A 25012-nucleotide genomic window follows, 5' to 3' on the forward strand; every position below is an offset into this window, starting at 1 on the left:
CCCGCTACTCGGCCGCGTCGCGGATGCCCGCCGGCGTGTCCGGGATTCCGGATGGCTTGTCCGGGAAGGTGCAGATGACCGTGGTGCCCTTGTCCTTGCCGGTCTCGATGCGCACGGTGCCGCCATGCAGTTCGACGAAGCTCTTGACGATCGAGAGCCCCAGCCCGGCGCCGCGCCGCCGCCCGCCATTGGTGCGCGGCTCGAAGCGGCGGAACACCGATTCCAGCACGTCCGGCGGCATGCCGGGGCCGTCATCATGCACCGAGAACTCGACGCCGTCGGTCAGGCGGCGGCAGGTCAGCCGGATCGTGCTCGCCTCCGGCGCGTAGTTCGCCGCGTTGCTCAACAGATTGTAGAGAATCTGGCGGATGCGGGTCTCGTCGCCATGGAAGCTCGCCGGCGCCTCGGCCGCATCGATCTCGAGCTTGATCCGGTGCTCGTCCAGCCGGTCGGCGACCAGCTCGGCGGCCGCGGCGATCGTGCGGTCGATGTTCATCTCGGAAATGTCGAGCTGCATGATGCCGGCATCGACCGTGGCAAGGTCGAGTATGTCGTTGACGATGGTGAGCAGCACCGAGGATGACGAGCCGACATGCTCGACATATTCGCGCTGCTTGGATGTCAGCGGCCCGGTGACTGGCAGCGACAGAAGCTCGGTGAAGCCGATAATGTTGGTCAGTGGCGAGCGCAGTTCGTAGGAAACATGCTGCACGAACTCGTTCTTCAGCAGGTCGGATTTCTCCAGCGCCTCGTTGCGGTCCTTCAGCGCCCGCTCGACATTGACCGTGTCGGTGACGTCGACGAAGGTGATCATCACCTGCCCGTTGGGCAGATGGATCACCGCGTAGCTCAGCACGTTGCCGTTCTTCAGTTCGGTCTGGCCGCGGCGGTCGCGGCGCTCCTCGTCGAACCCGGTGACGGCGGCGACGAAGCCGCTCCACGGGCTCTCGCCGGCGCGCTGGTCGCAGAGATCGCGGATCGCCGAGACATGGACGCTCTGCTTGACGTCCTCGGCCGTCAGCCCCCACAGCGAGACGAAAGCAGGGTTGGACAGCCGCAGCCGGCCGTCCGGCCCGAACACCACCACACCCTCGGCGAGGTTGTCCAGCGTCTCGCCCTGGACCCGCACGGCGGTCTGGTAGCGGCTTTCGAGGTCCATCTTCTCGGTCAGGTTCTCGAACACCCAGGTGACGCCGCCTTTCGGCTGCGGGTTGGCCACCACGCGGATCGTCTTGCCGTCCGGCAGATGCCACCAATGCTCCTGCGATTCGACGGCGCGGTAGGCGCCGAGCAGATTCTCCTTCCAGCGCCGCCATTCCGGTTGTTCCGCGATCTTGCCCTCGCTGCGCAGCCGGTCGAGCAGCAGCGTGTTGGAGGGGGCGCTGAGCAGGAAGCCCGAATCGAGACCCCACAGCTTTTGGAAAGCCTGGTTGAAGAAGCGCAGCTTCTCGTCGGTGTCGAAGATCGCCACCGCGGTGTTCAGCTGGTCGAGCGTGTCGGCGTGGCTGCGCACGGTGCGCTCGTACTCGGCGCGGATCGTCTCGGCAGCACTTGTGTCGCAGGCAAGTCCCGCCGAGCCGTCGGCGCCGGCGAAATCGGTAACCGCGAAGACCCGGCGATCGCCTTCGATCACGGTGGAGAGTGTCTGTTCGAAGACGGGACGCGTCTTATGCTGCTCGGCGATCTGCTCGCGCGCCTGGCCGCCAAGGAACTCCTTGGCTTCGCGGATGGCCGCGGTCGCGCTTTCCGCTTCCACCGCGTCGGCATAGGCGCGGTTGACCCATTGCAGCCGCCCGTCGGCGGCGCGCAGCCATGCCGGCATCTTCAGGGCGTCGAGCAGGCCGAGCATCGTGTCATAGTCGGCGCTGAGCCGCTGGTTCTCGATCTTCAGCCGGGCCTGGTTGCGCAGCGTCTCCGAAAGCGAGATGAAGCGCACCAGCACATGCGCGGCGCTCTTGCGGCCATGCACTTCGAGCGGCATGCCGGCCTGTGTCTCGATGACGAGGTCGAAGGCCTTGGCCTGCTCGCGCAGCGCCGCGACCGCGTGCTCGAGTGCCGCGGCCGAGCGCGGCATCAGCCAGCGGCCGAAGGCGAGGAAGGCGGAGCGGTCGTCGGGCGCGCCGCTTTCCAGCGGCAGGCTGCCGATCAGTTCGGCTTTCTTGTTCTCCGTGCTCCAGACGATCACGCGCTGGTCGCGCAGGTTGAGCAGCGACTCGGAGCGCTGCAGCGCGGCATTGACGTCGGCGATGCGCGCCCGGAGCTGCGCGTTCTGCGAGGTGGTGCGGGCGCGCTCGCGGATCAGGAAGATGGCCGAGAGCAGGGCAGCGCCCATGACGCCGACGAACATGGCGAGCTGCATGACCTCGGCGGTGTTGACGTAAGACCCCGCCTTCGAGCCCGTATCGGCGCGCGCGGCAAAGCTGAGCAGCGGTCCGGCAAGCGCCGTGACGCCGAGAAGCGCGCCCATGCGACGCGCGCGCCATCGAAAACCGTCGCCATTGGCGGCGGTGCCGCTGTTCCTCGAATCCGTCTGGCCGCCGGAAACGGCCTGTCCCGCGCTTGGCGGGTAATCCCCCGGCATGTCTTGGTCCTCTTCGCCGCTTGAATGCAAGACCGCCCTGAATGCGTCCCCGGCCCCTCGATGCCCCTGGACCGCGAATCACAACAATAACGCGAGCCGGAATCGGCGTGAAGAATCACCGCGCAAAAAATAAAGCCGGGCGGAAAGTCAATCGCCCGGCTTCAATATGTGGTAGAAAATTTCGATTTGGTTAATAGCGGTAGTGTTCGGGCTTATACGGGCCCTGCGGCGTCACGCCGATATAGGCGGCCTGTTCGCCCGACAGTTCGGTCAGCTTGGCGCCAAGCTTGTCGAGATGCAGCCGCGCGACCTTCTCGTCGAGGTGCTTGGGCAGCACATAGACCTGGTTCTGATACTGGCCGTGCTTGGCGAAAAGCTCGATCTGCGCCAGCACCTGGTTGGTGAAGGAGGCCGACATGACGAAGCTCGGATGTCCGGTCGCGTTGCCGAGATTGAGCAGGCGTCCCTCGGACAGAAGGATCATGCGCTTGCCGTCCGGGAAGGTGATCAGGTCGACCTGCGGCTTGACGTTGGTCCATTTCAGATTGCGCAGCGAGGCGACCTGGATCTCGTTGTCGAAGTGGCCGATATTGCCGACGATCACCATGTCCTTCATCGACCGCATATGGTCGAGGGTGACGACATCCTTGTTGCCGGTGGTGGTGATGACGATGTCGGCGCTGGGCGCGGCATCTTCCAGCGTGACCACCTCATAGCCGTCCATCGCCGCCTGCAGCGCGCAGATCGGGTCGACCTCGGTGACCTTGACGCGGGCGCCGGCGCCGCGCAGCGAGGCCGACGAGCCCTTGCCGACATCGCCGTAGCCGCAGACCACGGCGACCTTGCCGGCCATCATCGTATCGGTGCCGCGGCGGATGCCGTCGACCAGCGATTCCTTGCAGCCATATTTGTTGTCGAATTTCGACTTGGTGACGGAATCGTTGACGTTGATCGCCGGGAAGGGCAGCAGGCCCTTCTTCTGCAACTGGTAGAGCCGGTTGACGCCCGTGGTGGTCTCCTCGGTGACGCCGCGGATCGCGTCCCGCTGCTTGGTGAAGAAGCCGGGCGAGGCCTTCAGGCGCTTCTTGATCTGGGCGAACAGGATCTCTTCCTCCTCGCTGCCGGGATTGGACAGCACGTCCTCGCCGGCTTCGGCCCGCGCGCCGAGCAGGATGTACATGGTGGCGTCGCCGCCGTCATCGAGGATCATGTTGGAGGTGCCGCCATCGGTCCACTGGAAGATGCGGTCGGTGTAGTCCCAATAGTCCTCCAGCGACTCGCCCTTGATGGCGAAGACCGGGATGCCGGCCTCGGCGATGGCGGCCGCCGCATGGTCCTGCGTCGAGAAGATGTTGCAGGAAGCCCAGCGGATGTCGGCGCCCAGCGCCTTCAGCGTCTCGATCAGCACCGCCGTCTGGATGGTCATATGCAGCGAGCCGGTGATGCGCGCGCCCTTGAGCGGCTTCTTGGCGCCGAATTCCTCGCGGCAGGCCATCAGGCCCGGCATTTCGGTTTCGGCGATCTCGATCTCCTTGCGGCCCCAGCCGGCAAGCGAGATGTCGGCGATCACATAGTCCTTGCTACCCGTCATGGCAGTGCTCCGGTGTGATTTTTTCTCAAAAGCGCGCCGGCGCCGGAAGGCGCATGGAAGGGCGCGGTTGCGGGCCTGACTAGCAGATCGGCTGCCGGACGACAATGGGATATAAAGAAATCTTTATGCGCGCATATGTTCAACGGCGCTACATCGAATGCGGAAAACCTTAGATTTCTTCGCCGAAGCGCGACGCCACCAGCTGCTCCAGCGCGTCCATCGCCGGCACGGCGTCCGGCCCGCTGGCCATGACGCGGATCGAATAGCCGGGGCTGGCGGCCAGCATCATCAGCCCCATGATCGAGGTGCCGCCGACCTTCACACCGTCCTTCTCGACATGGATGGTGGCGTCGAAGCCGCTTGCGACCTGGACGAACTTGGCCGAGGCGCGCGCATGCAGGCCGCGCTGGTTGACGATCGGGAATTCCCGCACGACCTCGTCCTTTTCCGGCGCGGTGGCGTTCATTTGCTGCTCAGGAGCTGGCTGGCGACGTTGATGTATTTGCGGCCAGCGGCCTGCGCCTCGTCGAGCGCGGCGGCCATGTTGTCGCCTTTGCGCACGGAGGACAGCTTGATCAGCATCGGCAGGTTCATGCCGGCGATCACTTCGGTGCGGCCCGATTCCATCACCGAGATGGCGAGGTTCGAAGGTGTGCCGCCGAACATGTCGGTGAGCACGATGACGCCGGTTCCGGTGTCGACCCGCGCCACGGCGTCGACGATGTCGGCGCGCCGCTTCTCCATGTCGTCGTCCGCGCCGATCGCTACGGTCTCGAAATTGTCCTGCGGCCCGACCACATGCTCTACCGCATGCCGGAACTCGGTGGCGAGTTGACCGTGCGTCACGAGCACGAGTCCGATCATTCTCTGGTGGCTCCCGTCATCGCCGCTTCACAGGCGTATCTTATGGTCGCCGGCCATTCCAGGCGGCGGGAGCGCTATCTTGTCGACGCGCGGCCGGTTGACAAGTCCAAAATTGCGGCGGCTTGGGCCATTTTGACGCATCGCAACAAAAAACCCCGGCCGGATCATGAAAAAGGCGCGATGCAAAGCCGCGCCGAAAGGGCAGGCAGGGCGGCGGCGACGTTTTGTCGGACAACATCGATGCGCGCCACCGCGCAACCAGCGATCGTCTCGCTTGCCTCGTCCTGAAGACGCGCCATCTCGCCCGCCGGCACCAGACGCGCGACAAGGTCGATCACGGCGGAAGGCTCGAACGGCACCTTCTGGGGCCCGATCCCGTGCACCTCGGCCAATCCGGCGATGCTGGCGGGTGCGCGGCACACCAGCTGGCCGCCATGCGCGGCCGCAAACAGCTGGTCATCGCCGACCAATCGGGAAAACAGTCCGCGCCCGCGGCAGTGGTCGATCAGCGCCAGCGCCAGCGTCGTCTTGCCGGAGCCTGATGGTCCGGTGATCAGCAAGCCGCGCTCGCCGACCAGGATCGCCGTGCCGTGGATGTTTTGCTTGGCGGTTGCCGGCATCGTCCGACATCAGCCTTCGGCGGGCAGCGTCACCACGAAGCGCGCGCCCTTGAGCTCGCCGGGCTTGGTGCCGGGGATGTTCTCGGCCGTCAGCGTGCCGCCATGCGCCTCGACGATCTGGCGGCTGATCGACAGGCCGAGGCCGGAATTCTGGCCGAACGCTTCGCCGGCCGGCCGGTCGGTGTAGAAGCGCTCGAAGATGCGGTCGATGTTCTCCACCCGGATGCCCGGGCCGTTGTCGTCGACGGTGATGATGTTGAACTTGCCCGCGCGGGCCAAAGAGATCGCGATATGCCCATGTTCGTCGGGCACGAAGGAGCGCGCGTTCTCGATCAGGTTGGTGATGACCTGGCCGATTCTCAAGTCATGGCCGATAACGAAGAAGCCTTTGGCGCCGGCCGGTAACTTGGCCACCTTGAGCTCGATCTCGACTGCCTTCTTGTTGCGCGTCGTCTCGCGCGACACCGCGACGAGGTCGGTGATGAACTTCTTCAAATCGACGGTGCCGGCATCCTCGCGCGCGAGTTCGGCGTCGAGGCGGGAGGCATCGGAGATGTCGGTGATCAGCCGGTCGAGCCGTTTCACGTCGTGCTGGATGATTTCCATGAGCCGGCCGCGCGAATTCTCGTTTTTCGCCAAAGGCAGCGTTTCCACCGCGCTGCGCAGCGAGGTCAGCGGGTTCTTCAATTCATGCGAGACGTCCGCCGCAAAACTCTCGATCGCCTCGATGCGTGCATAGAGCGCATTGGTCATGTCGCGCACCGCGATGGAGAGGTTGCCGATCTCATCCTGGCGGTCGGAGAAGTCCGGGATCTCCTCGCGGCTCTTGACGCCGCGCCGCACCCTGACCGCCGCGGCTGAGAGCCGCCTCAGCGGATTGGCGATGGTCGAGGCCAGAAGCATCGACAGGATGGCGGTGACCAGTGCCGCGACGCCGAAGACGCGCAGGATCGCTTTGCGCTCGGCCGCGACGATCTTGTCGATGTCGCCGCCTTCGGTGGACAGCATCAGCACGCCGAGTACGGCGCGGAAACGCTGGATCGGCACCGCGACCGAGACGATCTGTTCGCCCTGCTCGCTGACCCTGACGATTGTCGAAGGGCTGCCGGTCAGCGCCTTGACCACTTCCGGGAAGGCCGCGCCGTTGCCGCCGGGCTGCTCGTGATAGACCGGCAGGTCCTTGTTGCGGAAGAAATCGAAAATGAACTTTTCGATCCGCTCGACCAGGTCGGGCTGCTCGTCCTCGACCGGCGGCAGGTCGTAGCGCAGGATCTGGCCGCGCGAATAGAGGTGGCGGCTATCGAGCAAGAGGTTGGCGTCGCGGTCATAGATGCGAGCGCGGGTTCGCGTCGGCGAGATCAGCCGCCGCAGCACCGGCGCAACGCGTTCCGGATTGATCGGGAAGTCGAGATTGTCGAGCTGGTCCGAGCCCGGCCCCAGGCTCTCGCCGGCCTGCAGCTCGAGCAGCTTCTCCGGGTCGATGCTGATCGAATCGGTCTCGACGGTCGCCGAGGCGGCGATTGCGCCGGCAATGATCTCGCCTTGCGTCATCAGGCTTTCGACGCGGGCGTCGATCAGTCCGTCGCGGAAGGTGTTGAGATAAAGGATGCCGGTCACCAGCACGGCAAGACCGGCCATGTTGAGGAACAGGATGCGCCGCGTCAGGCTGGAGAAGATGTGATGGCCGAGAAACCGGCGCATCGGCACCGTCAATTTCGACACGAAAGCGGGCACGATCCGCGCCGGGCGCCTTGCCGCGCCCGCTCGCCTGCCTCGCTCTACTTCCACTGCCATCGACTAGCAGGCCCTGTTTAGTGAGTAGTGAGTAGGCAATAGGCAGTAGGCAATGGAGAAACGACTGAGATTGCAGCGATGCATGAAGTGCCCGTTCGCATCATTCAAAACTGACTACCGACTATTCCCTACTGACTACTGCCTATTGCCCTTTCAAGCTTCGCGGAACCGGTAGCCGACTCCGTAAAGGGTCTCGATCATCTGGAAGTCGTCGTCGACCGCCTTGAACTTCTTGCGCAGCCGCTTGATGTGGCTGTCGATGGTGCGGTCGTCGACATAGACCTGTTCATCATAGGCCGAATCCATCAGCGCATCACGGCTTTTCACCACGCCGGGCCGTTGGGCCAGCGAATGCAGGATGAGGAACTCGGTCACCGTCAGTGTCACCGGCTCGCCCTTCCAGGTGCAGGTATGGCGCTCCTGGTCCATCACCAACTGGCCGCGCTCGAGCGAACGGGCCTGCTGGGCGGGCGTCTTGGCTGCCGCCTCGCGGGCGCTGGTGCGGCGCAGCACGGCGCGCACCCGTTCCACCAGAAGGCGCTGCGAGAAGGGTTTGCGGATGAAATCGTCGGCGCCCATCTTGAGGCCGAACAATTCGTCGATCTCGTCGTCCTTCGAGGTCAGGAAGATCACCGGCAGGTCGGACTTCTGGCGCATCCGGCGCAAAAGCTCCATGCCGTCCATGCGCGGCATCTTGATGTCGAGGATGGCGAGGTTCGGCGGCCGCGCCGCCAGGCCTTCCAGGGCCGACGCACCATCCGTGTAGGTTTCGACGCGATAGCCCTCGGACTCGAGCGCGATCGACACCGAGGTCAGAATGTTGCGGTCGTCGTCGACAAGCGCGATTGTTGCCATTTCAAGCGGCTCCCTCATGAGCTGTCCCTTCTGTCGTCGAGAAGGGGCTTTTGCAGGACAAATTAGGTACAAAATGTGGCATACGCCCCGTCCGCTGTCACGGGCGGCGTGCCGCTACCCACAATCGCACCCCGACTCGGATTGGACGAACAGAACCTGCCAATCCTTTGGGCAACCTCTGTGATTTTTTGCACATATAAACGATTTAAACAACTTTCAAATTTTTTAAATCGATTAATGATTTGATATCATTTGGCTTTTCTGGTTCTGGATCAGTCAGCCCGGCCGCGGGCTCCGGGAAATCCCTGTTCAGATACGGCCAAATCCAGAGAGGAAATTTGATGTCGGAAGCCGGCAAACGCAACCCCGACTGCGCCATCGACGCGATCGGCCTGAAGACTTCGGGCACGGTGCGCTACAATTTCGGCGCCGCCGAACTCTATGAGGAAGCGATCCGGCGTTCAGAGGCGAGGCTGACGGCGCAAGGCGCCCTGGTCGCCGAGACCGGCCAGCATACCGGCCGCTCGCCGAAGGACAAGTTCGTCGTGCGCGACGGCGCCACCGAGCCGCATGTATGGTGGGACAACAACAAGGCGCTCTCGCCGGCTCAGTTCGAGACGCTGCTGGCCGATTTTCGTGCCCATGCGACCGACAAGGACCTCTACGTCCAGGATCTCGTCGGCGGCGCCGACGCCGATCTGAAGCTGCCGACCAGGGTCATCACCGAATTCGCCTGGCATTCGCTGTTCATCCGCAATCTTCTGATCCGCCCCGAAGCCGCCGAGCTCGAGCGTTTCGTGCCGGAAATGACGATCATCGACCTGCCGTCCTTCCGCGCCGATCCGGCGCGCCACGGCACCCGCACCGAAACGGTGATCGCGGTCGATCTCACCCGCCGGATCGTGCTGATCGGCGGCACCTCCTATGCCGGCGAGATGAAGAAGTCGGTGTTCACCATGCTGAACTACCTTTTGCCGGCCAAGGGCGTGATGCCGATGCATTGCTCGGCCAATGAAGGCCCGGCTGGTGACGCTGCGGTCTTCTTCGGCCTCTCCGGCACCGGCAAGACGACCCTTTCCGCCGACCCGTCGCGCACGCTGATCGGCGACGACGAGCATGGCTGGGGTCCGCACGGCATCTTCAATTTAGAGGGCGGCTGCTACGCCAAGACGATCCGGCTGTCGGCCGAGGCCGAGCCCGAGATCTTCGCCACCACGCAGCGCTTCGGCACGGTGCTGGAAAATGTCGTGCTCGACGCCGGCCGTGCGCCGGATTTCAACGACGGCAGCCTGACCGAGAATACGCGCTGCGCCTATCCGCTCGACTTCATTCCCAATGCCTCGCGGACCGGCCGCGCCAACCACCCGAGGAACATCATCATGCTGACGGCGGATGCTTTCGGCGTCATGCCGCCGATCGCGAAACTGACGCCGGCGCAGGCGATGTACCATTTCCTTTCCGGGTACACCGCCAAGGTCGCCGGCACCGAAAAGGGCGTCACCGAGCCGGAAGCGACGTTCTCGACCTGCTTCGGCGCGCCCTTCATGCCGCGTCATCCCTCGGAATACGGCAATCTGCTGCGCGAACTGATCGCCGCGCATAAGGTCGATTGCTGGCTGGTCAACACCGGCTGGACCGGCGGCGCCTACGGCACGGGACGTCGCATGCCGATCAAGGTCACGCGCGCGCTTCTGGGCGCCGCGCTCGACGGTTCGCTGAACGCGGTCGACTTCCGCACCGACGCCAATTTCGGCTTCGAGGTGCCGGTCGCCGTCCCCGGCATCGACGCGGCCATCCTCGACCCGCGCTCGACCTGGGCCGACAAGGCCGGCTATGACCGCCAGGCGACGAAGCTGGTCAACATGTTCGCGACCAACTTCGAGAAGTTCGAGCACCACGTCGACGCAACCATACTGGGCGCGGCGCCGCGGCTCCAGGAAGCGGCGGAATAAGGGGCCGTCTCAGGCACCTTTGCTCCAGGGCTCGGCCAGCGCAATTCCAGGAAAAGTGTGAAACGGTTTTCCGTCCGGAATTGCGTCGACATACAAAGCCAGAGGTTCGACGTTTCCGTGAAACGGCGAACCTCTGGCGCCGGGCCTTTTCTTTTTGCGGCCGTCGCGTCATGACTGCGCGCATGGCGAGCGACGACGACATCATCATATCGGGCGAGGCGATCATCCGCCCGGGCGACCTGCACGAGGATTTCATCCGCTCGTCCGGTCCCGGTGGCCAGAACGTCAACAAGGTTGCGACCGCCGTGCAACTGCGCTTCGACGCCGCGAATGCTTCCGGCCTGTCCGAGCGGGTCCGCGCCCGCGCCATCAAGCTCGCCGGCCAGCGCGCCACCAAGGACGGCGTTATCGTCATCGAGGCCGGCCGCTTCCGCACTCAGGAGCAGAACCGCGCCGATGCCCGCGCCCGGCTGACCGCCCTGGTCGCCAAGGCTGCCGAACCGCCGCCGCCGCCGCGCAAGAAGACCAGGCCGTCCAAGGGCGCCGTCGAGCGCCGCCTCAAGTCCAAGGCCGGACGCTCGACGGTGAAGAAGCTGCGCGGCCGGGTGGACAGCGACTGATCCCGTCGAAGCTGCGGCTTTCGGGTCGCCGTCTTGTTTCAAGGATGGCATGCTGCGGGCACAACGGATCGAATCCCATGCTCGTTCTACCCAAGGGTGTGCGCCACATGCCGGGCTACATCGACCGCCCCGCACAGGAAGCGCTGGTCGAAGCGATCAGGCGCGTCGTGCAGGCGGCGCCGCTTTACGTGCCGTCCATGCCGCGCACCGGCAAGGAGATGAGCGTGCGCATGACCAATTGCGGCGGGCTCGGCTGGGTGACCGACAAAGAGCGCGGCTATCGCTACCAGCCCACCCACCCGGCGACGGGCGAGCCTTGGCCGCCGATCCCCGAAGCCTTGCTGCAACTGTGGCGCGAGGTCGCCGCCTACCCGCACCCGCCGGAGGCCTGCCTGGTCAATTTCTATTCGGCCGAGGCAAAAATGGGCCTGCATCAGGATCGCGACGAGGACGAGTTCGCCGCGCCCGTGGTGTCGGTGTCGCTGGGCGACGACTGCCTGTTCAGGGTAGGCCAGAACAGCCGCGAAGGCGGCACGAAGTCGTTCAGGCTGAAGAGCGGCGACGTCGTCGTGCTCAGCGGCGAAGGGCGCCTCGCCTTCCATGGCGTCGACCGCATCTATCCCGCGACCTCGGCGCTTCTGAAGAACGGCGGCCGCATCAATCTGACGCTGCGGCGGGTGACCAAGCCGATACCCGCATGAAGCGAGCGGCAACGCGATCTTAAGGACACCTTGGCTACAAGGGCGGCTGCGAGACCGAGAGCGCCATGCAGCCGGACTGGATCAAGACCCGAAGCCTTTTGGATGTGGCCATCGTCACGGTCGTGTCGATCATCGCCCTATGCATGGCCTGGGTCTACCTGAGCCTTCTGTGGACGCTGGACGGCCGAGGTTTTTCCGACCTCTCGCATAAACTGCCCTACTGGGATTTCACCAATCTGTGGGCCGGCTCCCGCCTCGCTATCGAGGGCCACGTCGCCGTTCTTTTCGACGCCGATGCCTACCGCGCTGCGCTGCGCGCCATGTTCTCGCCGGAACTGCCGGACCAGGAATGGAGTTATCCGCCCAGCATCCTTCTTTTTGGTGTGCCGCTGGCGACCGTGCCGATCCTGCCAGCCTATCTCATCTGGACGGTGGGCACCGTCCTGTGCCTTTGGCTGGCGGTCCGGCCGCTGAAGCTCGGCGCGGCGCTGGAACTGGCGATCGTGCTCAGTCCCGCAGTCATCTGGAACTCGGTCTTTGGCCAGAACGGCGCGCTGACGACGGCACTGCTGGTCGGCGGCCTCGCCGTGGCGCCCAAGCGCCCGGTGGTGGCCGGGATCCTCTTCGGCTTGCTGACGACCAAGCCGCATCTCGGCATCCTGGTGCCTTTCTGCCTGCTCGCCAGCGGCAACTGGCGGGCCATCCTGTCGGCGGCCGGCACCGCCGTCCTGATTGTCATGGCCACCGGCCTGTTCTTCGGCTTCGATGTCTGGCGTCTGTTCCTGACCGAGACCCGTCCCCTGATGACGGCGATCATGGAGGCGCCTTATCCGCAGCCTTATCAATACAATGCGATGACGGTGTTTTTCACCGCGAGGGCGGCAGGCCTGGGGCTGTCCGCCGCCTATGCCGTGCAGGGGGTCGCGACCCTCGCTTGCATTGCCGCGGCGATCTGGCTCTGGTGGCCGGGGCGCCAGGTCTCACATCAGGAGCGCGTGGCGCTCACCGCCGTGCTTGCCATCCTTGCTACGCCCTACGGCTACTCGTACGACACGATCGGTGTTTCCATAGCCGTTGCGATGCTTGCAGCCATGGTTTCAAGGCCACCCCGGCTGATCCTGGCGGTCTGCTGGCTTTGGCCCTTCGTCACACACTTCTTCACCCATTGGGGATATTGCGTTGGCGTTCTGATCCCACTGTTTATCGCCGCGTGGATGCTGCTTTCGACATGGACGCGGTGCCGGAAAGCCGAGCTCTCCATAGAGCCGTCGTTAGCTTAAGGCAAACCCAGGGAAAGCGCGCAGCGACGTAGCTTCAGCCTGAATCGATGCGCGGATCACTCTGCCTGCGCAGTCGCTGATTTGCGCACCAGCACCAGCAGTTTGTCGTCTTCGGCAGTCTGATTGTAGCTTCGCAGGAAGTTGACGTAGTCCTGGTGCAGGGAAAGCTCCTCGTTCCAGTTCACGTCCGCTTTCTCGACGATTATCACGACGGGCTGTTTGGCTTCGAGCTCGGCGAGCTTGTCGTCGATGTAGCGATCGACGATCTGCCGGTAGTGGGATGCCAGTTCCTTGTTGCCGTCCCGGTTTGCGATGCGCGAAAGATAGAGCGACGATTCCCCCAGCCAGTCGCTGCAATAGCGTGAAATCCATGTCCCTCCGAGCATTCGTGTAAGCGGGTGGCCCCCCGATATGTCGGCACCGACCATCGCGACGGTCGGCTGGGGAGCAACGGCCTCGAGCTTGGCGACAATCTCGGCGCTGGGCTTCTGTGTTTGCATGAACGGGATGGCGGCTGCGCCAATGATGATGGCCAGCAACACCTTGCGCCCTAGTTCCAATGCAGTACCCGGCGGCTTTTCTGTTGCCGGAGCCGCTTGAGCCATCCTCAGAACGAGGGCTGCCAGAATGAGGCTGAAGGCCGGAAATGCATGATAGGCCCAGCCCTTGGCCTGGTAGATCAGCGGCGCGATCGAAGCCAGCGAAGCAAGCGTGAGCACGCAGACCAGCGGCGAAAAGGACAGTCCCGGTCGAAGAAAATGCAACGCCAGAAGCGCGACTACATAGGTCGGCCCGTAGGCCGTCAGCAGCTCCCAGGTGTTTTCCACCCGCCGCATATAGGTGTCTGCCAGCATCGGATAGATGACGCTCAGGAATTCCGGATAGAAATGCTGCACGGCAACGACATAGGCGATGCAGATCAGGCCGATCACCCAGTACTCCACGGCGAAAAGCGTCCGGATCGACCGGCGGCGCCAGGCCACATAAAGTGCTGGCGCAAGCACGACCACCGCGTAATAAGGCTTCACCAGAACCAGCACGCTGCCGCCAAGCCCGGCAAGAACCGCCATCAGGAGGCTTGGCTTGCGTCCTTCGATCGGCGCCGCGCGCCACGCAGCCAGCATCAGAAATGGCAAGAACAGTGCGATCGCAAGTTGTTCGCGCTGGCTGAAAGCATTGCCTGGGAAAATTACCAGCAGCGCCAGGAACAGGGGCAACATCGCAAACAGCGTGGGGTTCTCGGCAAATCCGGCCCGCCTGGCGACCAGCGCGGCAAAGCCCAATCCTGCCAGGCATATCGCATAGCTATAGGCATGAACCACGATTTCCGGCGACAAACCGATCTTGTGCGCGACCACAACGGCCGGCATTAACATCCATGGCGTGAAAGGCGGATTGACCTCGACGAGGTCGATATACAGCCGATCCCCTGCGAGCATCCGCTCGCACATGGCGATTATCCAGCTGGTGTCCGGTACGACGCCCCATCGCATCTGCCAGGGTATGGCGGCTGCCAGCACCACCAGGCAAAGAACCGCTGTCCGTGCCCACATGTTGCGCACGTCGGCGGTCGGCGCGCCGGCTGTCGAGCCGCCCAGGGCGACGCTCATCGGCTGCCCCCTTCAAGATAGAGGGGGTCGCTCGAACTTATTGGGTCGCTTCCGACGAAGACAAACTTTCGCAACAGCACGAAGTTCAGAACCGGCACCAGGACGGAAGCCAGCGTCACCGGGATCGACGGCGAGAGCCCGCCGAGATCGGTGAGGATCGAGGCCAGACCGACGGAGAGGAGAAATCCGACCGCGGTGGCACAGGCAAAGCGCGCAAGCTCGAAGCCGACAGCGCCATCGGACATGAACGTCACGAAACGATGCCCGCAATAGGAAAACACCGCCCCGGCGCCATAGGCGACGACCGAGCCGATCGCTGCCGACAGGCCGAACCGGCCCGAAAGCGCGAGCGTCCCGACGGCATAGATCAGCGTCGACAGGCCGCCGATCGCGGCAAATCGCAGGATTCGCGCAGGCTCGGAGCGGCCCATCGCCCACGCCCGGAAGCGATGCTCGGCAGAGGCGAGCGAGCTATCGGATTTGACTGTTTGCAGCAAAGTCAGCCGAGCCGCCTTTCGCGCGTCGCGGGCACCCGGTGCTTAGGCGCTTCTGCGTCTCTCGCCGCGGCGATCGCTTCCTCGAAACCGGTCAGGCGATCGACCACATAGAGTGGTCTCCGCTTCACTTCGGCATGGATGCCGCCGACATAGAGGCCGATGATGCCGGTCATGAAGAGATTGATGCCGGACAGGAAGGATATGATCATCACCGTCGAAGTCCAGCCATGAACGACGCCGCTGGCAAACAGCCAGGAGAACAGGGCGTAGACGCCAAGCATGGCGGCAAAACCGGAAATGGCCAGACCAGACCACAGCGCCAACCGCAAGGGCTTGTCGGAAAAGCTGATGACGCCGTGGACGGCCAGCCGCACCATTTTCCAGAACGGATATTTGGTTTCGCCGGCCGCCCGCTCGGGCCGATCGAAAGACACCGCCGTTTGCTTGAAACCCATCCAGCCGAACATGCCGCGCACGAAGCGGTCGCGCTCGGGCATCTGTCGGAACGTCTCCAGGGCCTTTCTTCCCACAAGCCGGAAATCGCCGACGTCGCGAGGGATGGTCACCGAAGTCATCTGTTCGAGGGCGCGGTAGAAGAGGCTGGCGCTCGCCCGCTTGAACAGCGTTTCCCCCTCGCGTTTGGTGCGGCGAGCATAAACGATCTCGTAGCCTTCCTTCCATTTGGCCACCAGGTCGAGCACCACTTCGGGAGGATCCTGCAGGTCCGCGTCCATCACGATCACGGCCTCTCCGGCCGCCGCATCCATCCCGGCGGTGATCGCGATCTGGTGGCCGAAATTGCGCGACAGCTCGATCAGCCGGAAACGCTGATCCGTGGCGGCCATGCCGCGCAGGAAGATAACGCTCGTGTCCTGGCTGCCGTCGTCGACGAAAATGGCTTCGGCACCGGCATCGAACTTGTCCAGCAAGGCCGTGATCCGCCGGACGAGCAACGGCAGCACCGCCTCTTCGTTGAAGATCGGTATCACCAGGGAATAGACCGGGGCTCGCCGGCCCGCGGTATTGCTCGCGTTGATCACCTGTTGCTCCCAACCCGCCGGGGTTGGGGTACAACCTATTCGGGATTGCCTAAGCTGCCGTTAACCCCATTGTCACAGTTTCCGCAGCGCCACTTCCTCGACCAGGTGGTTGGCGCCCTTGCGCAGGATGAGGTCGGCGCGCGCCCTGGTCGGCAAGATGTTCTCGCGCAGGTTCTTTAGGTTGATGTTGGCCCACAGCCCCTCGGCGATCGCCCGCGCGGCATCTTGCGACAGCTGCGAATAGCGGTGGAAGAAGGAATCGGGGTTGCGGAAGGCGGTCTCGCGCAGCCGCATGAAGCGGGCGATGTACCATTGATGGATCAGCGTCTCGTCGGCATCGATATAGATGGCGAAATCGAAGAAGTCCGACAGGAAAGGCACGATCTTGCCGTCCCGCGGCAGCTTGCCCGGCTGTAAGACGTTGATGCCTTCGAAGATCAGTATGTCGGGACGGTCGATGGTGACGAACTCGCCCGGAATGACGTCGTAGGTCAGGTGTGAATACACCGGGGCGCGTACGCTGCTTTGCGCCGATTTCATGCCGGACAGGAACCTCAGCAGCGCGCCGACGTCGTAGCTCTCGGGAAAGCCCTTGCGCTCCATCAGGTTTTCGCGGCGCAGGATCTCGTTGGGCAAAAGGAAGCCGTCGGTGGTGATCAGGTCGACCTTCGGGCTCGACGGCCAGCGCGCCAGCAGCTCCTTCAAGACACGCGCCGTGGTCGATTTGCCGACCGCGACCGAGCCGGCGATACCGATGATGAAAGGCGTCTTCACCACATCCAGCGCGTTGAAGAAGACCTGGCGCTGCCGGAACAGCAGCTGGCTTGCCTCGACATGCGCCGAAAGCAGTCGCGACAGCGACAGATAGATGCGCTTGACCTCTTCGAGGTCGACCGGGTCGTTCAGCGAGCGCAGCCGGTCGATCTCGTCCTCGGTCAGCGTCAACGGCGTGTCGGCGCGGAATTGCGACCATTGCTCGGCCGAGAAGAAACGATAAGGGGAGTATTTCTCGGTAGGAGCAAGCTGATCCATCGAGTTTCCTGCCTCCCTCGCGGTCAGCCCTTGGGCCGCGATGCCTTTTCGGCGATGCCCGAATGGCCGGTGCGGCCTTCGAGCTCTTTCAGCACGTCGTCCAGCGGAATTCCCGCTATGCCGAGGACGACAAGCCAATGATATATAAGATCGGCGCTTTCCGAAACGAGGGCTTTCCTGTCGCCCTTGATGGCGGCGATCACGCTCTCGACCGCCTCCTCGCCGAGCTTCTGCGCCGCCTTGTCCATGCCCTTGGCGAACAGCTTCGCCGTCCACGAGTCCGGGTCGCCGGAATGGGCGCGCTGATGGATGATCCGTTCCAGTTCGGCGAGCGAAAAGTCTGCCATAACAACCGTTTATGCTCGTTCGACAGGTGAGTCCAGCCGCATCGGCAGCCCGGCCTTGGCCATATGCGCCTTGGCCTCGGCAATGGTGTAGGTGCCGAAATGGAAGATCGAGGCGGCAAGCACGGCACCCGCATGGCCGTCGCGGATGCCTTCGACGAGATGATCGAGCGTGCCGACGCCGCCGGAAGCGATCACCGGCGCGCGCACCGCGTCGGCGATGGCGCGCGTCAGAGCGATGTCGTAGCCGGCCTTGGTGCCGTCGCGGTCCATCGAGGTCAAAAGGATCTCGCCGGCGCCGCGATCGACCATGCGCCGGGCGAAGTCGACCGCGTCGATGCCGGTCTTCTCGCGCCCGCCATGGGTGAAGATCTCCCAGCGGTCGGCCTCACTGGGCGCCGACACTTTCTTGGCGTCGATGGCGACGACGATGCATTGGTTGCCGAACTTGTCGGCGGCTTCCGAGACGAAATCGGGATTCTTCACTGCCGCCGTGTTGATCGACACCTTGTCGGCGCCGGCCAGAAGCAGCTTGCGGATGTCGGCCACCTGGCGCACGCCGCCGCCGACGGTAAGCGGCATGAAGCATTGCTCGGCCGTGCGGGCGACGACGTCGAAGATCGTCTCGCGGTTGTCGGACGATGCGGTGATGTCGAGGAAGCAGAGCTCGTCGGCGCCGGCCGCGTCATAGGCCTTGGCCGCCTCGACCGGATCGCCGGCATCGATCAGGTCGACGAAATTGACGCCCTTGACCACGCGGCCGTTCTTGACGTCGAGGCAAGGGATGACGCGGGCCTTCAGCATCACTTGGCTTCCATGGTCGAAAGCAGGGTCACCACCAGTTCGCCGACGAGCGGCGGCACGTCGGCCTTGGGGTCGAAGGCCGGATCATAGGCCGAGATGGTCAGGCCGGCGATCGCCAGCGGCCCGGCAAGGCCGCACATCGCATCGCGCACCTGCTCGGGCCCCGGTCCGCCGGGCGTGGTGTAGCGGTTGGCCTGCAGTTTTTCCGGATCGTGCACGTCGAGGTCGACATGCATGTGCACCTGCTTTGCGCCGTCCGCCTTCAGCCGTTGCGCCGCCGCGGCCCAGCCAGGGCATTCGGTGCGGATGACCGGCAGCTTTTCCAAGAGCTCCTTCTCGGCCGGGTCGAGGTCGCGGGCGTTGACCAGGATGCTGCGGGCCGGATCGATCGGCTTGAAGCCGGGAATCTGCGCCGCCATCCGCTGCCAGCACAAGCCAAGCACGGTGGCGAAAGCCATGCCGTCGAGAAAGCCGGTGGTGGTGGTTTCCGGCGTGTTGAGGTCGCCATGCTGGTCGGCCCAGATGATGGCGTCGGCGCCTTCGCCGGCCACCGCGCCGGCGGCGGTCAGGCAGTTGCCGGCGAGCACGATCGGAAAACGCTTCTTGTCCAGCGCGATGCGGACCTCGCCCGAAACGGCGTTGCAGACGGCAAAGCCGGTGCCGATCTCGCGTTCGTCCTCGTCCTCGACCACCTTGCCGATGTCATGCACCTCGACGTCGTGGCCGGCGAGCTTCAGCGCATCGGCCAGCCCGCCCGAGATCAGCGCGTCGGGGCCTTGGCCGCAGCCGCCGTGAAAATGGCCGCTGTCATAGGAGGCCAGGATGATCGAGACCTTCACGCTCTTGCCTCCGCCGTCTCGCCGCGCAGGATCGCCAGCGCCTCGGCCGGGTCGATGCGTCCGTCATAGAGCGCGCGGCCCGAGATCGCGCCTTCGAGCTTGCTCGCATCGGGCATGGTCATGCGCACGATGTCGGCGATCGAGGCAAGGCCGCCGGACGCGATCACCGGAATGGACACGGCCTCGGCGAGGTCGATGGTCGAATCCCAGTTGATGCCGGTCAAAACGCCGTCGCGGTCGATGTCGGTGTAGACAATGGCCGCGACGCCGGCACCTTCGAATTTCTTCGCCAGCTCGATGACGCCGAGCTCCGAGGCTTCGGCCCAGCCCTCGACGGCGACCTTGCCGCCCTTGGCGTCGATGCCGACGGCGACCTTGCCCGGGAATGCCTTGCAGGCCTGTTTCACCAGTTCCGGCTCGCGCACCGCGACGGTGCCGAGGATGACGCGGGCGAGACCACGATCCAGCCAGTCCTCGATCTGCGGCAAGGTGCGGATGCCGCCGCCGAGTTGTACCGGGTTCTTCGTCGCCTTGAGGATGGCGCCGACGGCTGCCGAGTTGACGCTCTGGCCCTTGAAGGCGCCGTTGAGGTCGACAACATGCAGCCACTCGAAACCCTGGTCCTCAAAGGCCTTGGCCTGCGCCGCAGGGTCGTCGTTATAGATGGTGGCCGTCGCCATGTCGCCATGCTTCAGGCGCACGCATTTGCCGTCCTTGAGGTCAATTGCCGGAAACAGGATCATCAGGCGCCCTCGACGATGGCAAAATGTCCGGTTGAGGCCGCCCGCCTGTGCTTGAGCGCGCTCTGATAGGCTTGCGAGCGATAGCAGTTCAGCGCGGTCTCGTAGGAATCGAATTCGACCACGACGTGCCGGCCGAAATCCGATCCCTCAGGATTGGTGACATCGCCGCCGCGGACCAGATAGCGGCCGCCGAAAGCGGTGATCGCATCGCCGATGGCCTCGCGATAGCGCTGGTAGCCTTGCGGATCGGTGATGGCCAGCATGACGAGCCAATAGCCCTTCTTGCTCATCTCTAGGGCCTCCAGCGCAGGAAATTGGTGATCAGCGCGAGGCCGAGCGTCTGGCTTTTCTCGGGGTGGAACTGCGTGCCGGCGAGATTGTCGCGCGTCACGGCAGCGGTGACCGGCCCGCCATAGTCGGCAGTCGCCAGCACCTCGCCGGAATTCGTCGCATCCAGATGATAGGAATGGACGAAATAGGCGTGCAGCCCCTTCGGCCCGGTCTCGATGCCGGAAAACAGCGGGTGTTTTCGCGCAAGCTCGATCGTGTTCCAGCCGATCTGCGGGATCTTAAGCGCCGGATCGGCGGGCTGGATCTCCTTGACGTCGCCGCCGATCCAGCCGAGCCCGTTGGTCACGGTCTTTTCCAGCCCGCGCTCAGACATCAGTTGCATGCCGACGCAAATGCCGAGGAAAGGCCGCGCTTTGCGAAGCGCCACCTCTTCGACCGTCTCCCACATGCCGGCGACGGCATGGAGCCCGGCGGCGCAATCGGCATAGGCGCCGACACCCGGCAGCACGATGCGGTCGGCGCCGCGCACCCGCTCGGCGTCGGCCGTCAGCTCGATATCAGCGGCAATGCCCGCCTCATGCGCGGCGCGCTCGAAGGCTTTGGTGGCCGAGCGCAGATTGCCCGAGCCGTAATCGATGATGGCTACCCGCATACTCAGGGCCTTCCCGGCGTATGGGTCAGCCCCAGCGCCATGCCGGTCTGCGGCGGCCGCGCCAAGGACGCGTCGGGTACGATGCGCGGCAGCGGCGCCGGCTCCTCGTCATCCGCGTCGACCTCCAGCGCATAGCGCATCTCGGCATCGCCGAGATTTTTGGCCTCGACCGCGCCCCATTCGCGCCAGCCGCGGCGGCGCAGCGCCGCGATGCGCAAGTTCTGGCCTTCGAAGCCGACATAGAGCGAGACCAGCAGCGACAGCATCGATCCGGCCCATTCGAGCCCGAGCTTCTCGCCAACCGCCGACAGCACCGCCATGACGATGAAGGTCAGTGCCGCCTCGATCCACAGCCGGTTCCAGGCAAGCCAGAGCGGCGAAAACAGCAAGCCGAGCCAGGTGAAGCCGTCGCGCAGGAAAGCGATGTCCTCGGCTTTCGCGCTGGCCGCCGGCGGCTCCATCACGACATAGATGGCCATAGGGCTAGCCTTTCAGGGATCCCTTGGTGGAAGGCACCGCGTCGGGCTGGCGCGGGTCGGGCTCCAGCGCGGTGCGCAGCGCCCGCGCCACCGCCTTGAAGCAGGTCTCGGCGATATGATGGTTGTTGGCGCCGTAATGGTTGGTCACATGCAGCGTGATGCCGGCATTCTGCGCCAGCGCCTGGAAGAACTCGCGCACCAGCTCGGTGTCGAACGTGCCGATCTTCGGCGACGAGAAGGCAACGTTCCAGACCAGGAACGGCCGCCCCGACACGTCGATCGCCGCCCTGGTCAGCGTTTCGTCCATGGCAAGGTCGATCGAGGAATAGCGCATGATGCCGCGCCGCTCGCCCAGCGCCTTCGCCAGCGCCTGGCCGATGGCGATGCCGGTATCCTCGACGGTGTGGTGGTCGTCAATATGCAGGTCACCCCGGGCGTTGATCGTCATGTCAATCAGCGAATGCCGCGACAGCTGGTCGAGCATGTGGTCGAAGAAGCCGACGCCGGTCGAAATCTCGGATTTGCCTTTGCCGTCGACATGCAAGGAAACCGAAATTTCGGTTTCCTTGGTCTTGCGGCTGACTTCGGCGGAACGCGGCATCGCTCTGTCCTTGCTGCTCTTACCCGGTGGCCCGGGCTTGAAAACGAAAGCCTTCTATCAGCATGATCCGGCGATTGCCAGTTGCCATTCCGGGTCGCTACGGGCCTTGGTCCGAGGCGGTTTGCAATCGTTCGCTATATGCATACATATGGCCGATCAAAGTCACTCGTACCGCGCCAATCGCCTTTTAAAAGGGATAGCGCGCATCGGAGCATTAAATGTCGAATGAACTCACCATGCACGCCACGACCATCGTGACCGTGCGCAAGGGCAACAAGGTCGTGATCGCCGGCGACGGCCAGGTCAGCCTTGGCCAGACCATCATGAAGGGCAATGCGCGCAAGGTGCGCCGCATCGGCAAGGGCGGCGGCGTCATTGCCGGTTTCGCCGGCGCCACGGCGGACGCCTTCACCTTGCTCGAGCGCCTCGAAGCCAAGCTCGAGCAATATCCGGACCAACTGACGCGCGCCTGCGTCGAGCTCGCCAAGGACTGGCGCACCGACCGCTATCTGCGCCGCCTGGAAGCGATGATGCTGGTGGCCGACAAGTCCGTCTCGCTGGCGCTGACCGGCAATGGCGACGTGCTGGAGCCCGAGCATGGCGTCATGGCCATCGGCTCCGGCGGCAATTACGCGCTTGCCGCGGCGCGTGCGCTGATCGACACCGACAAGGACGCCGAGGAGATCGCCCGCAAGGCGATGCAGATCGCTTCCGACATCTGCGTCTACACCAACAACAATTTCGTCGTCGAAACGCTCGATGCCGTCTGAGCGCGTTCAGCCATATGATTTTCGGCCGGTCACGGAAAAAGACCTGCCGATGATCGCCGGCTGGCTGAGCGAGCCGCATGTCGCCCAATGGTGGGACGATCCGGAAAAAGAGATCGCCGAAATCCGCGAGCACATCGACTCGGTCTCGGTCGAACCGCTGATCGTCGAGCTCGACGGCCGGCCGATCGCCTATCTGCAGAGCTACGATCCGCATATGGAGGACGACCATCCCTATGCGGACCAGCCCTTCGGCACTCTGGGCATTGATCTAACGATCGGCCTGCCGGAGCTGGTCAGCATCGGCCATGGCTCGGCCATCGCGCGTCAATTCGTCGAGGAGCTGTTCGAGGAAGGCGCGCCGCGCGTCATCATCGATCCGCATCCCGACAATGGCCGCGCCATCCGCGCCTACGAGAAGGCCGGCTTCAGGCCGATCGGCCGCAGGCAATCGCAATATGGGGACGTCGTGCTGATGGCCGTCGACGCGGCCGAGGACGAGGAAAATCTGGGGGACTGATGAGCGAAGAGGACAAGACGCTGTCGGCCTATGAGGACAGCTGGCGCATGGGCTTGCTCATCGTACTGGCGCTGATCGTCTTCCAGGCCGGCGTGCTCTACGGCATGGGCCATCCGCCGATCTGCACCTGCGGCTACGTGAAACTCTGGCACGGCGTGGTCAACAGCTCGGAGAACTCCCAGCACATCGCCGACTGGTACACCTTCTCCCATATCATCCACGGCTTCCTGTTCTACGCGCTGGCCTGGGCGCTGTTTCCGCGCTCGCCGGTGGGCTTAAGGCTCGCCTTCGCCGTCCTCATCGAAGGCGGCTGGGAGATCCTGGAAAACAGCCCCTTCATCATCGAGCGCTACCGCGCCGGCACCATTTCGCTGAACTACTACGGCGATTCGATCATCAATTCGGTGTCCGACACGCTGTTCATGGCGCTGGGATTTGTGATGGCGCGAAAGCTACCTATATGGGTGATCGTGGCCCTGGCGCTCAGCTTCGAGCTCGGCACGGGCTACATCATCCGGGACAATCTGACGCTCAACGTGATTATGCTGCTGCATCCGTTCGAGTCCATCCGGCAGTGGCAAAGTGGAATTTGAGTAGTATGAGCACCTTTTCTCCCCGTGAAATCGTTTCGGAACTCGACCGCTTCATCATCGGCCAGAAGGACGCCAAGCGCGCCGTGGCCATCGCCTTGCGCAACCGCTGGCGCCGCCAGCAGCTGGAAGGCCAGATGCGCGAAGAGGTGATGCCGAAGAACATCCTGATGATAGGCCCGACCGGTGTCGGCAAGACCGAGATCTCGCGCCGCCTGGCGCGGCTCGCCGGCGCGCCCTTCGTCAAGGTCGAGGCGACCAAGTTCACCGAGGTCGGCTATGTCGGCCGCGACGTCGAGCAGATCGTGCGCGACCTTGTCGAGGTCGCCATCGGCCTGGCCCGCGAGAAGATGCGCGAGGACGTCAAGGCGCGCGCCCAGATCAACGCCGAGGAGCGCGTCCTGGAAGCGCTGGTCGGCAAGACCGCGAGCCCGGCGACCCGCGACAGCTTCAAGAAGAAGCTGCGCGACGGCGAGCTCGACGACAAGGAAATCGAGATCGAGGTGGCCGATACCGGCACCGGCGGCATGCCCGGCTTCGAGATCCCCGGCATGCCGGGCGGCAATGTCGGCGTGCTCAACATCAACGACATGCTGTCGAAGGCGATGGGCGGCCGCAAGACCAAGACCCGCAAGACGACTGTGCGCGATTCCTACACGCTGCTGGTCAACGACGAGTCCGACAAGCTGCTCGACCAGGACGAGGTGGTGCGCCAGGCGCTGGAATCGGCCGAGAATGACGGCATCGTCTTCCTCGACGAGATCGACAAGATCGCCGCCAGGAGCGACATTTCGGGCGGCCCTTCGCGCGAAGGCGTGCAGCGCGACCTGCTGCCGCTGGTCGAAGGCACGACGGTCGCGACCAAATACGGGCCGGTGAAGACCGACCATATATTGTTCATCGCCTCGGGCGCCTTCCATGTCTCCAAGCCGTCCGACCTTCTGCCGGAGCTGCAGGGTCGCCTGCCGATCCGCGTCGAATTGCGCGCGCTTGAGAAGGAGGACTTCGTCCGCATCCTCACCGAGACCGAAGCGAGCCTCATCAAGCAGTATATCGCGCTGATGAAGACCGAAGGCGTCGAACTGAGCTTCACCGACGACGCCATCGATTCGCTTGCCGGCATCGCCGTCGACCTCAACGCCAGCGTCGAGAACATCGGCGCAAGGCGCCTGCAGACGGTGATGGAGCGGGTGCTCGACGAGATCTCCTACGACGCGCCGGACCGCAACGGCACAAAGGTCGTCATCGACGCCGCCTATGTTGAGAAGCATGTCGGCGACCTGTCGCGCAACACCGACCTGTCGCGCTTCATCCTCTGATTCCTCTCTCGATTTCGGGCTGGCTT

Annotated in this window: 27 protein-coding genes; 8 read left to right on the forward strand and 19 right to left on the reverse strand. The window is 64.1% G+C overall.

Going from position 1 to position 25012, the window contains the following annotated elements:
• Positions 1–4: 4 nt before the first annotated feature.
• The 7 genes from FJ988_RS11365 to FJ988_RS11400 all read right to left on the reverse strand — a co-directional run bounded on the left by FJ988_RS11365 (position 5) and on the right by FJ988_RS11400 (position 8305).
• Positions 5–2581 (reverse strand): PAS domain-containing sensor histidine kinase, encoded by a 2577-nt coding sequence (locus FJ988_RS11365; RefSeq protein ID WP_140817528.1) that lies wholly within the window; start codon positions 2579–2581, stop codon positions 5–7.
• A gap of 190 nt (positions 2582–2771) precedes the next feature.
• Positions 2772–4172, reverse strand: a complete 1401-nt coding sequence (gene ahcY / locus FJ988_RS11370; RefSeq protein ID WP_140817530.1) for an adenosylhomocysteinase — start codon at positions 4170–4172, stop codon at positions 2772–2774.
• A 169-nt stretch (positions 4173–4341) separates the two neighbouring features.
• Positions 4342–4638 carry an HPr family phosphocarrier protein gene (locus FJ988_RS11375; RefSeq protein ID WP_140817532.1) on the reverse strand — a complete coding sequence of 99 codons (297 nt, stop codon included), beginning with the start codon at positions 4636–4638 and terminating at the stop codon, positions 4342–4344.
• Positions 4635–5036, reverse strand: a complete 402-nt coding sequence (locus tag FJ988_RS11380) for a PTS sugar transporter subunit IIA (protein ID WP_140817535.1) — start codon at positions 5034–5036, stop codon at positions 4635–4637. Before FJ988_RS11380 ends, FJ988_RS11375 begins: the two co-directional genes overlap by 4 nt.
• 164 nt (positions 5037–5200) lie before the next feature.
• Entirely contained in the window at positions 5201–5656 is a 456-nt protein-coding gene (locus tag FJ988_RS11390; protein ID WP_140817537.1) for an HPr kinase/phosphorylase, read from the reverse strand.
• 9 nt (positions 5657–5665) lie between these two features.
• Complete coding sequence (locus tag FJ988_RS11395; protein WP_140817539.1) at positions 5666–7450, reverse strand: sensor histidine kinase; 1785 nt, start codon at positions 7448–7450, stop codon at positions 5666–5668.
• Between the two features lie 153 nt (positions 7451–7603).
• Positions 7604–8305 carry a response regulator transcription factor gene (locus FJ988_RS11400; RefSeq protein WP_140817541.1) on the reverse strand — a complete coding sequence of 234 codons (702 nt, stop codon included), beginning with the start codon at positions 8303–8305 and terminating at the stop codon, positions 7604–7606.
• 341 nt (positions 8306–8646) lie between these two features.
• On the opposite strand from FJ988_RS11400, the gene FJ988_RS11405 reads away from it, so the two are divergent.
• The 4 genes from FJ988_RS11405 (at position 8647) to FJ988_RS11420 (ending at position 12858) form a co-directional block, all read left to right on the forward strand.
• Complete coding sequence (locus tag FJ988_RS11405; RefSeq protein ID WP_140817543.1) at positions 8647–10257, forward strand: phosphoenolpyruvate carboxykinase; 1611 nt, start codon at positions 8647–8649, stop codon at positions 10255–10257.
• 182 nt (positions 10258–10439) lie between these two features.
• Positions 10440–10877 carry an alternative ribosome rescue aminoacyl-tRNA hydrolase ArfB gene (gene arfB, locus FJ988_RS11410; protein WP_140817832.1) on the forward strand — a complete coding sequence of 146 codons (438 nt, stop codon included), beginning with the start codon at positions 10440–10442 and terminating at the stop codon, positions 10875–10877.
• 77 nt (positions 10878–10954) lie between these two features.
• The gene (locus FJ988_RS11415; protein ID WP_140817545.1) at positions 10955–11578 is read left to right on the forward strand and encodes an alpha-ketoglutarate-dependent dioxygenase AlkB; all 624 of its coding nucleotides are present in this window, start codon (positions 10955–10957) and stop codon (positions 11576–11578) included.
• A 65-nt stretch (positions 11579–11643) separates the two neighbouring features.
• Entirely contained in the window at positions 11644–12858 is a 1215-nt protein-coding gene (locus FJ988_RS11420) for a glycosyltransferase family 87 protein (RefSeq protein WP_246688511.1), read from the forward strand.
• Between the two features lie 56 nt (positions 12859–12914).
• Here the strand turns inward: FJ988_RS11420 and FJ988_RS11425 are convergent, their stop codons facing one another.
• The 12 genes from FJ988_RS11425 to hisB all read right to left on the reverse strand — a co-directional run bounded on the left by FJ988_RS11425 (position 12915) and on the right by hisB (position 21790).
• On the reverse strand, positions 12915–14468 hold the full coding sequence (locus FJ988_RS11425; RefSeq protein WP_140817547.1) for a hypothetical protein: 1554 nt from the start codon (positions 14466–14468) through the stop codon (positions 12915–12917).
• Positions 14465–14899 carry a GtrA family protein gene (locus FJ988_RS11430; RefSeq protein ID WP_140817549.1) on the reverse strand — a complete coding sequence of 145 codons (435 nt, stop codon included), beginning with the start codon at positions 14897–14899 and terminating at the stop codon, positions 14465–14467. Before FJ988_RS11430 ends, FJ988_RS11425 begins: the two co-directional genes overlap by 4 nt.
• A 68-nt stretch (positions 14900–14967) precedes the next feature.
• Entirely contained in the window at positions 14968–16005 is a 1038-nt protein-coding gene (locus tag FJ988_RS11435) for a glycosyltransferase family 2 protein (protein WP_246688512.1), read from the reverse strand.
• A 72-nt stretch (positions 16006–16077) separates the two neighbouring features.
• Positions 16078–17037, reverse strand: coding sequence for a type I pantothenate kinase (gene coaA, locus FJ988_RS11440; RefSeq protein WP_140817551.1), 960 nt, complete (start codon positions 17035–17037; stop codon positions 16078–16080).
• A gap of 23 nt (positions 17038–17060) precedes the next feature.
• Positions 17061–17384, reverse strand: coding sequence for a phosphoribosyl-ATP diphosphatase (locus tag FJ988_RS11445; protein ID WP_140817553.1), 324 nt, complete (start codon positions 17382–17384; stop codon positions 17061–17063).
• Between the two features lie 9 nt (positions 17385–17393).
• Positions 17394–18188 (reverse strand): imidazole glycerol phosphate synthase subunit HisF, encoded by a 795-nt coding sequence (hisF, locus tag FJ988_RS11450; protein WP_181183504.1) that lies wholly within the window; start codon positions 18186–18188, stop codon positions 17394–17396.
• Positions 18185–19024, reverse strand: a complete 840-nt coding sequence (locus tag FJ988_RS11455; RefSeq protein WP_140817557.1) for an arginase family protein — start codon at positions 19022–19024, stop codon at positions 18185–18187. Before FJ988_RS11455 ends, hisF begins: the two co-directional genes overlap by 4 nt.
• Complete coding sequence (gene hisA / locus FJ988_RS11460; RefSeq protein ID WP_140817559.1) at positions 19021–19767, reverse strand: 1-(5-phosphoribosyl)-5-[(5-phosphoribosylamino)methylideneamino]imidazole-4-carboxamide isomerase; 747 nt, start codon at positions 19765–19767, stop codon at positions 19021–19023. The genes FJ988_RS11455 and hisA overlap by 4 nt, the downstream gene beginning before the upstream one ends.
• Positions 19767–20057: a DUF1330 domain-containing protein gene (locus FJ988_RS11465; RefSeq protein ID WP_140817562.1), complete on the reverse strand. Its 291-nt coding sequence runs from the start codon at positions 20055–20057 to the stop codon at positions 19767–19769. Before FJ988_RS11465 ends, hisA begins: the two co-directional genes overlap by 1 nt.
• A gap of 2 nt (positions 20058–20059) precedes the next feature.
• A complete protein-coding gene (hisH, locus tag FJ988_RS11470; RefSeq protein WP_140817564.1) occupies positions 20060–20710 on the reverse strand; it encodes an imidazole glycerol phosphate synthase subunit HisH in 651 nt (216 codons plus the stop codon).
• A gap of 2 nt (positions 20711–20712) precedes the next feature.
• A complete protein-coding gene (locus FJ988_RS11475; RefSeq protein ID WP_140817567.1) occupies positions 20713–21189 on the reverse strand; it encodes a DUF2628 domain-containing protein in 477 nt (158 codons plus the stop codon).
• Positions 21190–21193: 4 nt separating this feature from the next.
• Positions 21194–21790, reverse strand: a complete 597-nt coding sequence (gene hisB / locus FJ988_RS11480; RefSeq protein WP_140817569.1) for an imidazoleglycerol-phosphate dehydratase HisB — start codon at positions 21788–21790, stop codon at positions 21194–21196.
• A 218-nt stretch (positions 21791–22008) separates the two neighbouring features.
• Between hisB and hslV the strand changes: the two genes are divergently transcribed.
• The 4 genes from hslV to hslU are packed head-to-tail and all read left to right on the forward strand — an operon-like array spanning position 22009 to position 24986.
• Positions 22009–22560 (forward strand): ATP-dependent protease subunit HslV, encoded by a 552-nt coding sequence (gene hslV, locus FJ988_RS11485; RefSeq protein WP_140817570.1) that lies wholly within the window; start codon positions 22009–22011, stop codon positions 22558–22560.
• Positions 22550–23077, forward strand: coding sequence for a GNAT family N-acetyltransferase (locus tag FJ988_RS11490; protein ID WP_140817571.1), 528 nt, complete (start codon positions 22550–22552; stop codon positions 23075–23077). The genes hslV and FJ988_RS11490 overlap by 11 nt, the downstream gene beginning before the upstream one ends.
• The gene (locus FJ988_RS11495) at positions 23077–23670 is read left to right on the forward strand and encodes a DUF2585 domain-containing protein (RefSeq protein ID WP_140817573.1); all 594 of its coding nucleotides are present in this window, start codon (positions 23077–23079) and stop codon (positions 23668–23670) included. The genes FJ988_RS11490 and FJ988_RS11495 overlap by 1 nt, the downstream gene beginning before the upstream one ends.
• Positions 23671–23675: 5 nt before the next feature.
• Positions 23676–24986, forward strand: coding sequence for an ATP-dependent protease ATPase subunit HslU (hslU, locus tag FJ988_RS11500; RefSeq protein WP_140817575.1), 1311 nt, complete (start codon positions 23676–23678; stop codon positions 24984–24986).
• Positions 24987–25012 lie beyond the last annotated feature (26 nt).

Origin of the sequence: Mesorhizobium sp. CU3, from assembly GCF_006442965.1 — a bacterium.
Lineage (GTDB): Bacteria > Pseudomonadota > Alphaproteobacteria > Rhizobiales > Rhizobiaceae > Mesorhizobium.

Coding starts and splice junctions, on each gene's coding strand:
- FJ988_RS11365 (WP_140817528.1), bottom strand. CDS start 2,581: ATGCCGGGGGATTACCCGCCAAGCGCGGGACAGGCCGTTTCCGGCGGC.
- ahcY (WP_140817530.1), bottom strand. CDS start 4,172: ATGACGGGTAGCAAGGACTATGTGATCGCCGACATCTCGCTTGCCGGC.
- FJ988_RS11375 (WP_140817532.1), bottom strand. CDS start 4,638: ATGAACGCCACCGCGCCGGAAAAGGACGAGGTCGTGCGGGAATTCCCG.
- FJ988_RS11380 (WP_140817535.1), bottom strand. CDS start 5,036: ATGATCGGACTCGTGCTCGTGACGCACGGTCAACTCGCCACCGAGTTC.
- FJ988_RS11390 (WP_140817537.1), bottom strand. CDS start 5,656: ATGCCGGCAACCGCCAAGCAAAACATCCACGGCACGGCGATCCTGGTC.
- FJ988_RS11395 (WP_140817539.1), bottom strand. CDS start 7,450: ATGGCAGTGGAAGTAGAGCGAGGCAGGCGAGCGGGCGCGGCAAGGCGC.
- FJ988_RS11400 (WP_140817541.1), bottom strand. CDS start 8,305: ATGGCAACAATCGCGCTTGTCGACGACGACCGCAACATTCTGACCTCG.
- FJ988_RS11405 (WP_140817543.1), top strand. CDS start 8,647: ATGTCGGAAGCCGGCAAACGCAACCCCGACTGCGCCATCGACGCGATC.
- arfB (WP_140817832.1), top strand. CDS start 10,440: ATGGCGAGCGACGACGACATCATCATATCGGGCGAGGCGATCATCCGC.
- FJ988_RS11415 (WP_140817545.1), top strand. CDS start 10,955: ATGCTCGTTCTACCCAAGGGTGTGCGCCACATGCCGGGCTACATCGAC.
- FJ988_RS11420 (WP_246688511.1), top strand. CDS start 11,644: ATGCAGCCGGACTGGATCAAGACCCGAAGCCTTTTGGATGTGGCCATC.
- FJ988_RS11425 (WP_140817547.1), bottom strand. CDS start 14,468: ATGAGCGTCGCCCTGGGCGGCTCGACAGCCGGCGCGCCGACCGCCGAC.
- FJ988_RS11430 (WP_140817549.1), bottom strand. CDS start 14,899: ATGGGCCGCTCCGAGCCTGCGCGAATCCTGCGATTTGCCGCGATCGGC.
- coaA (WP_140817551.1), bottom strand. CDS start 17,037: ATGGATCAGCTTGCTCCTACCGAGAAATACTCCCCTTATCGTTTCTTC.
- FJ988_RS11445 (WP_140817553.1), bottom strand. CDS start 17,384: ATGGCAGACTTTTCGCTCGCCGAACTGGAACGGATCATCCATCAGCGC.
- hisA (WP_140817559.1), bottom strand. CDS start 19,767: ATGATCCTGTTTCCGGCAATTGACCTCAAGGACGGCAAATGCGTGCGC.
- FJ988_RS11465 (WP_140817562.1), bottom strand. CDS start 20,057: ATGAGCAAGAAGGGCTATTGGCTCGTCATGCTGGCCATCACCGATCCG.
- hisH (WP_140817564.1), bottom strand. CDS start 20,710: ATGCGGGTAGCCATCATCGATTACGGCTCGGGCAATCTGCGCTCGGCC.
- FJ988_RS11475 (WP_140817567.1), bottom strand. CDS start 21,189: ATGGCCATCTATGTCGTGATGGAGCCGCCGGCGGCCAGCGCGAAAGCC.
- hisB (WP_140817569.1), bottom strand. CDS start 21,790: ATGCCGCGTTCCGCCGAAGTCAGCCGCAAGACCAAGGAAACCGAAATT.
- hslV (WP_140817570.1), top strand. CDS start 22,009: ATGTCGAATGAACTCACCATGCACGCCACGACCATCGTGACCGTGCGC.
- FJ988_RS11490 (WP_140817571.1), top strand. CDS start 22,550: ATGCCGTCTGAGCGCGTTCAGCCATATGATTTTCGGCCGGTCACGGAA.
- FJ988_RS11495 (WP_140817573.1), top strand. CDS start 23,077: ATGAGCGAAGAGGACAAGACGCTGTCGGCCTATGAGGACAGCTGGCGC.
- hslU (WP_140817575.1), top strand. CDS start 23,676: ATGAGCACCTTTTCTCCCCGTGAAATCGTTTCGGAACTCGACCGCTTC.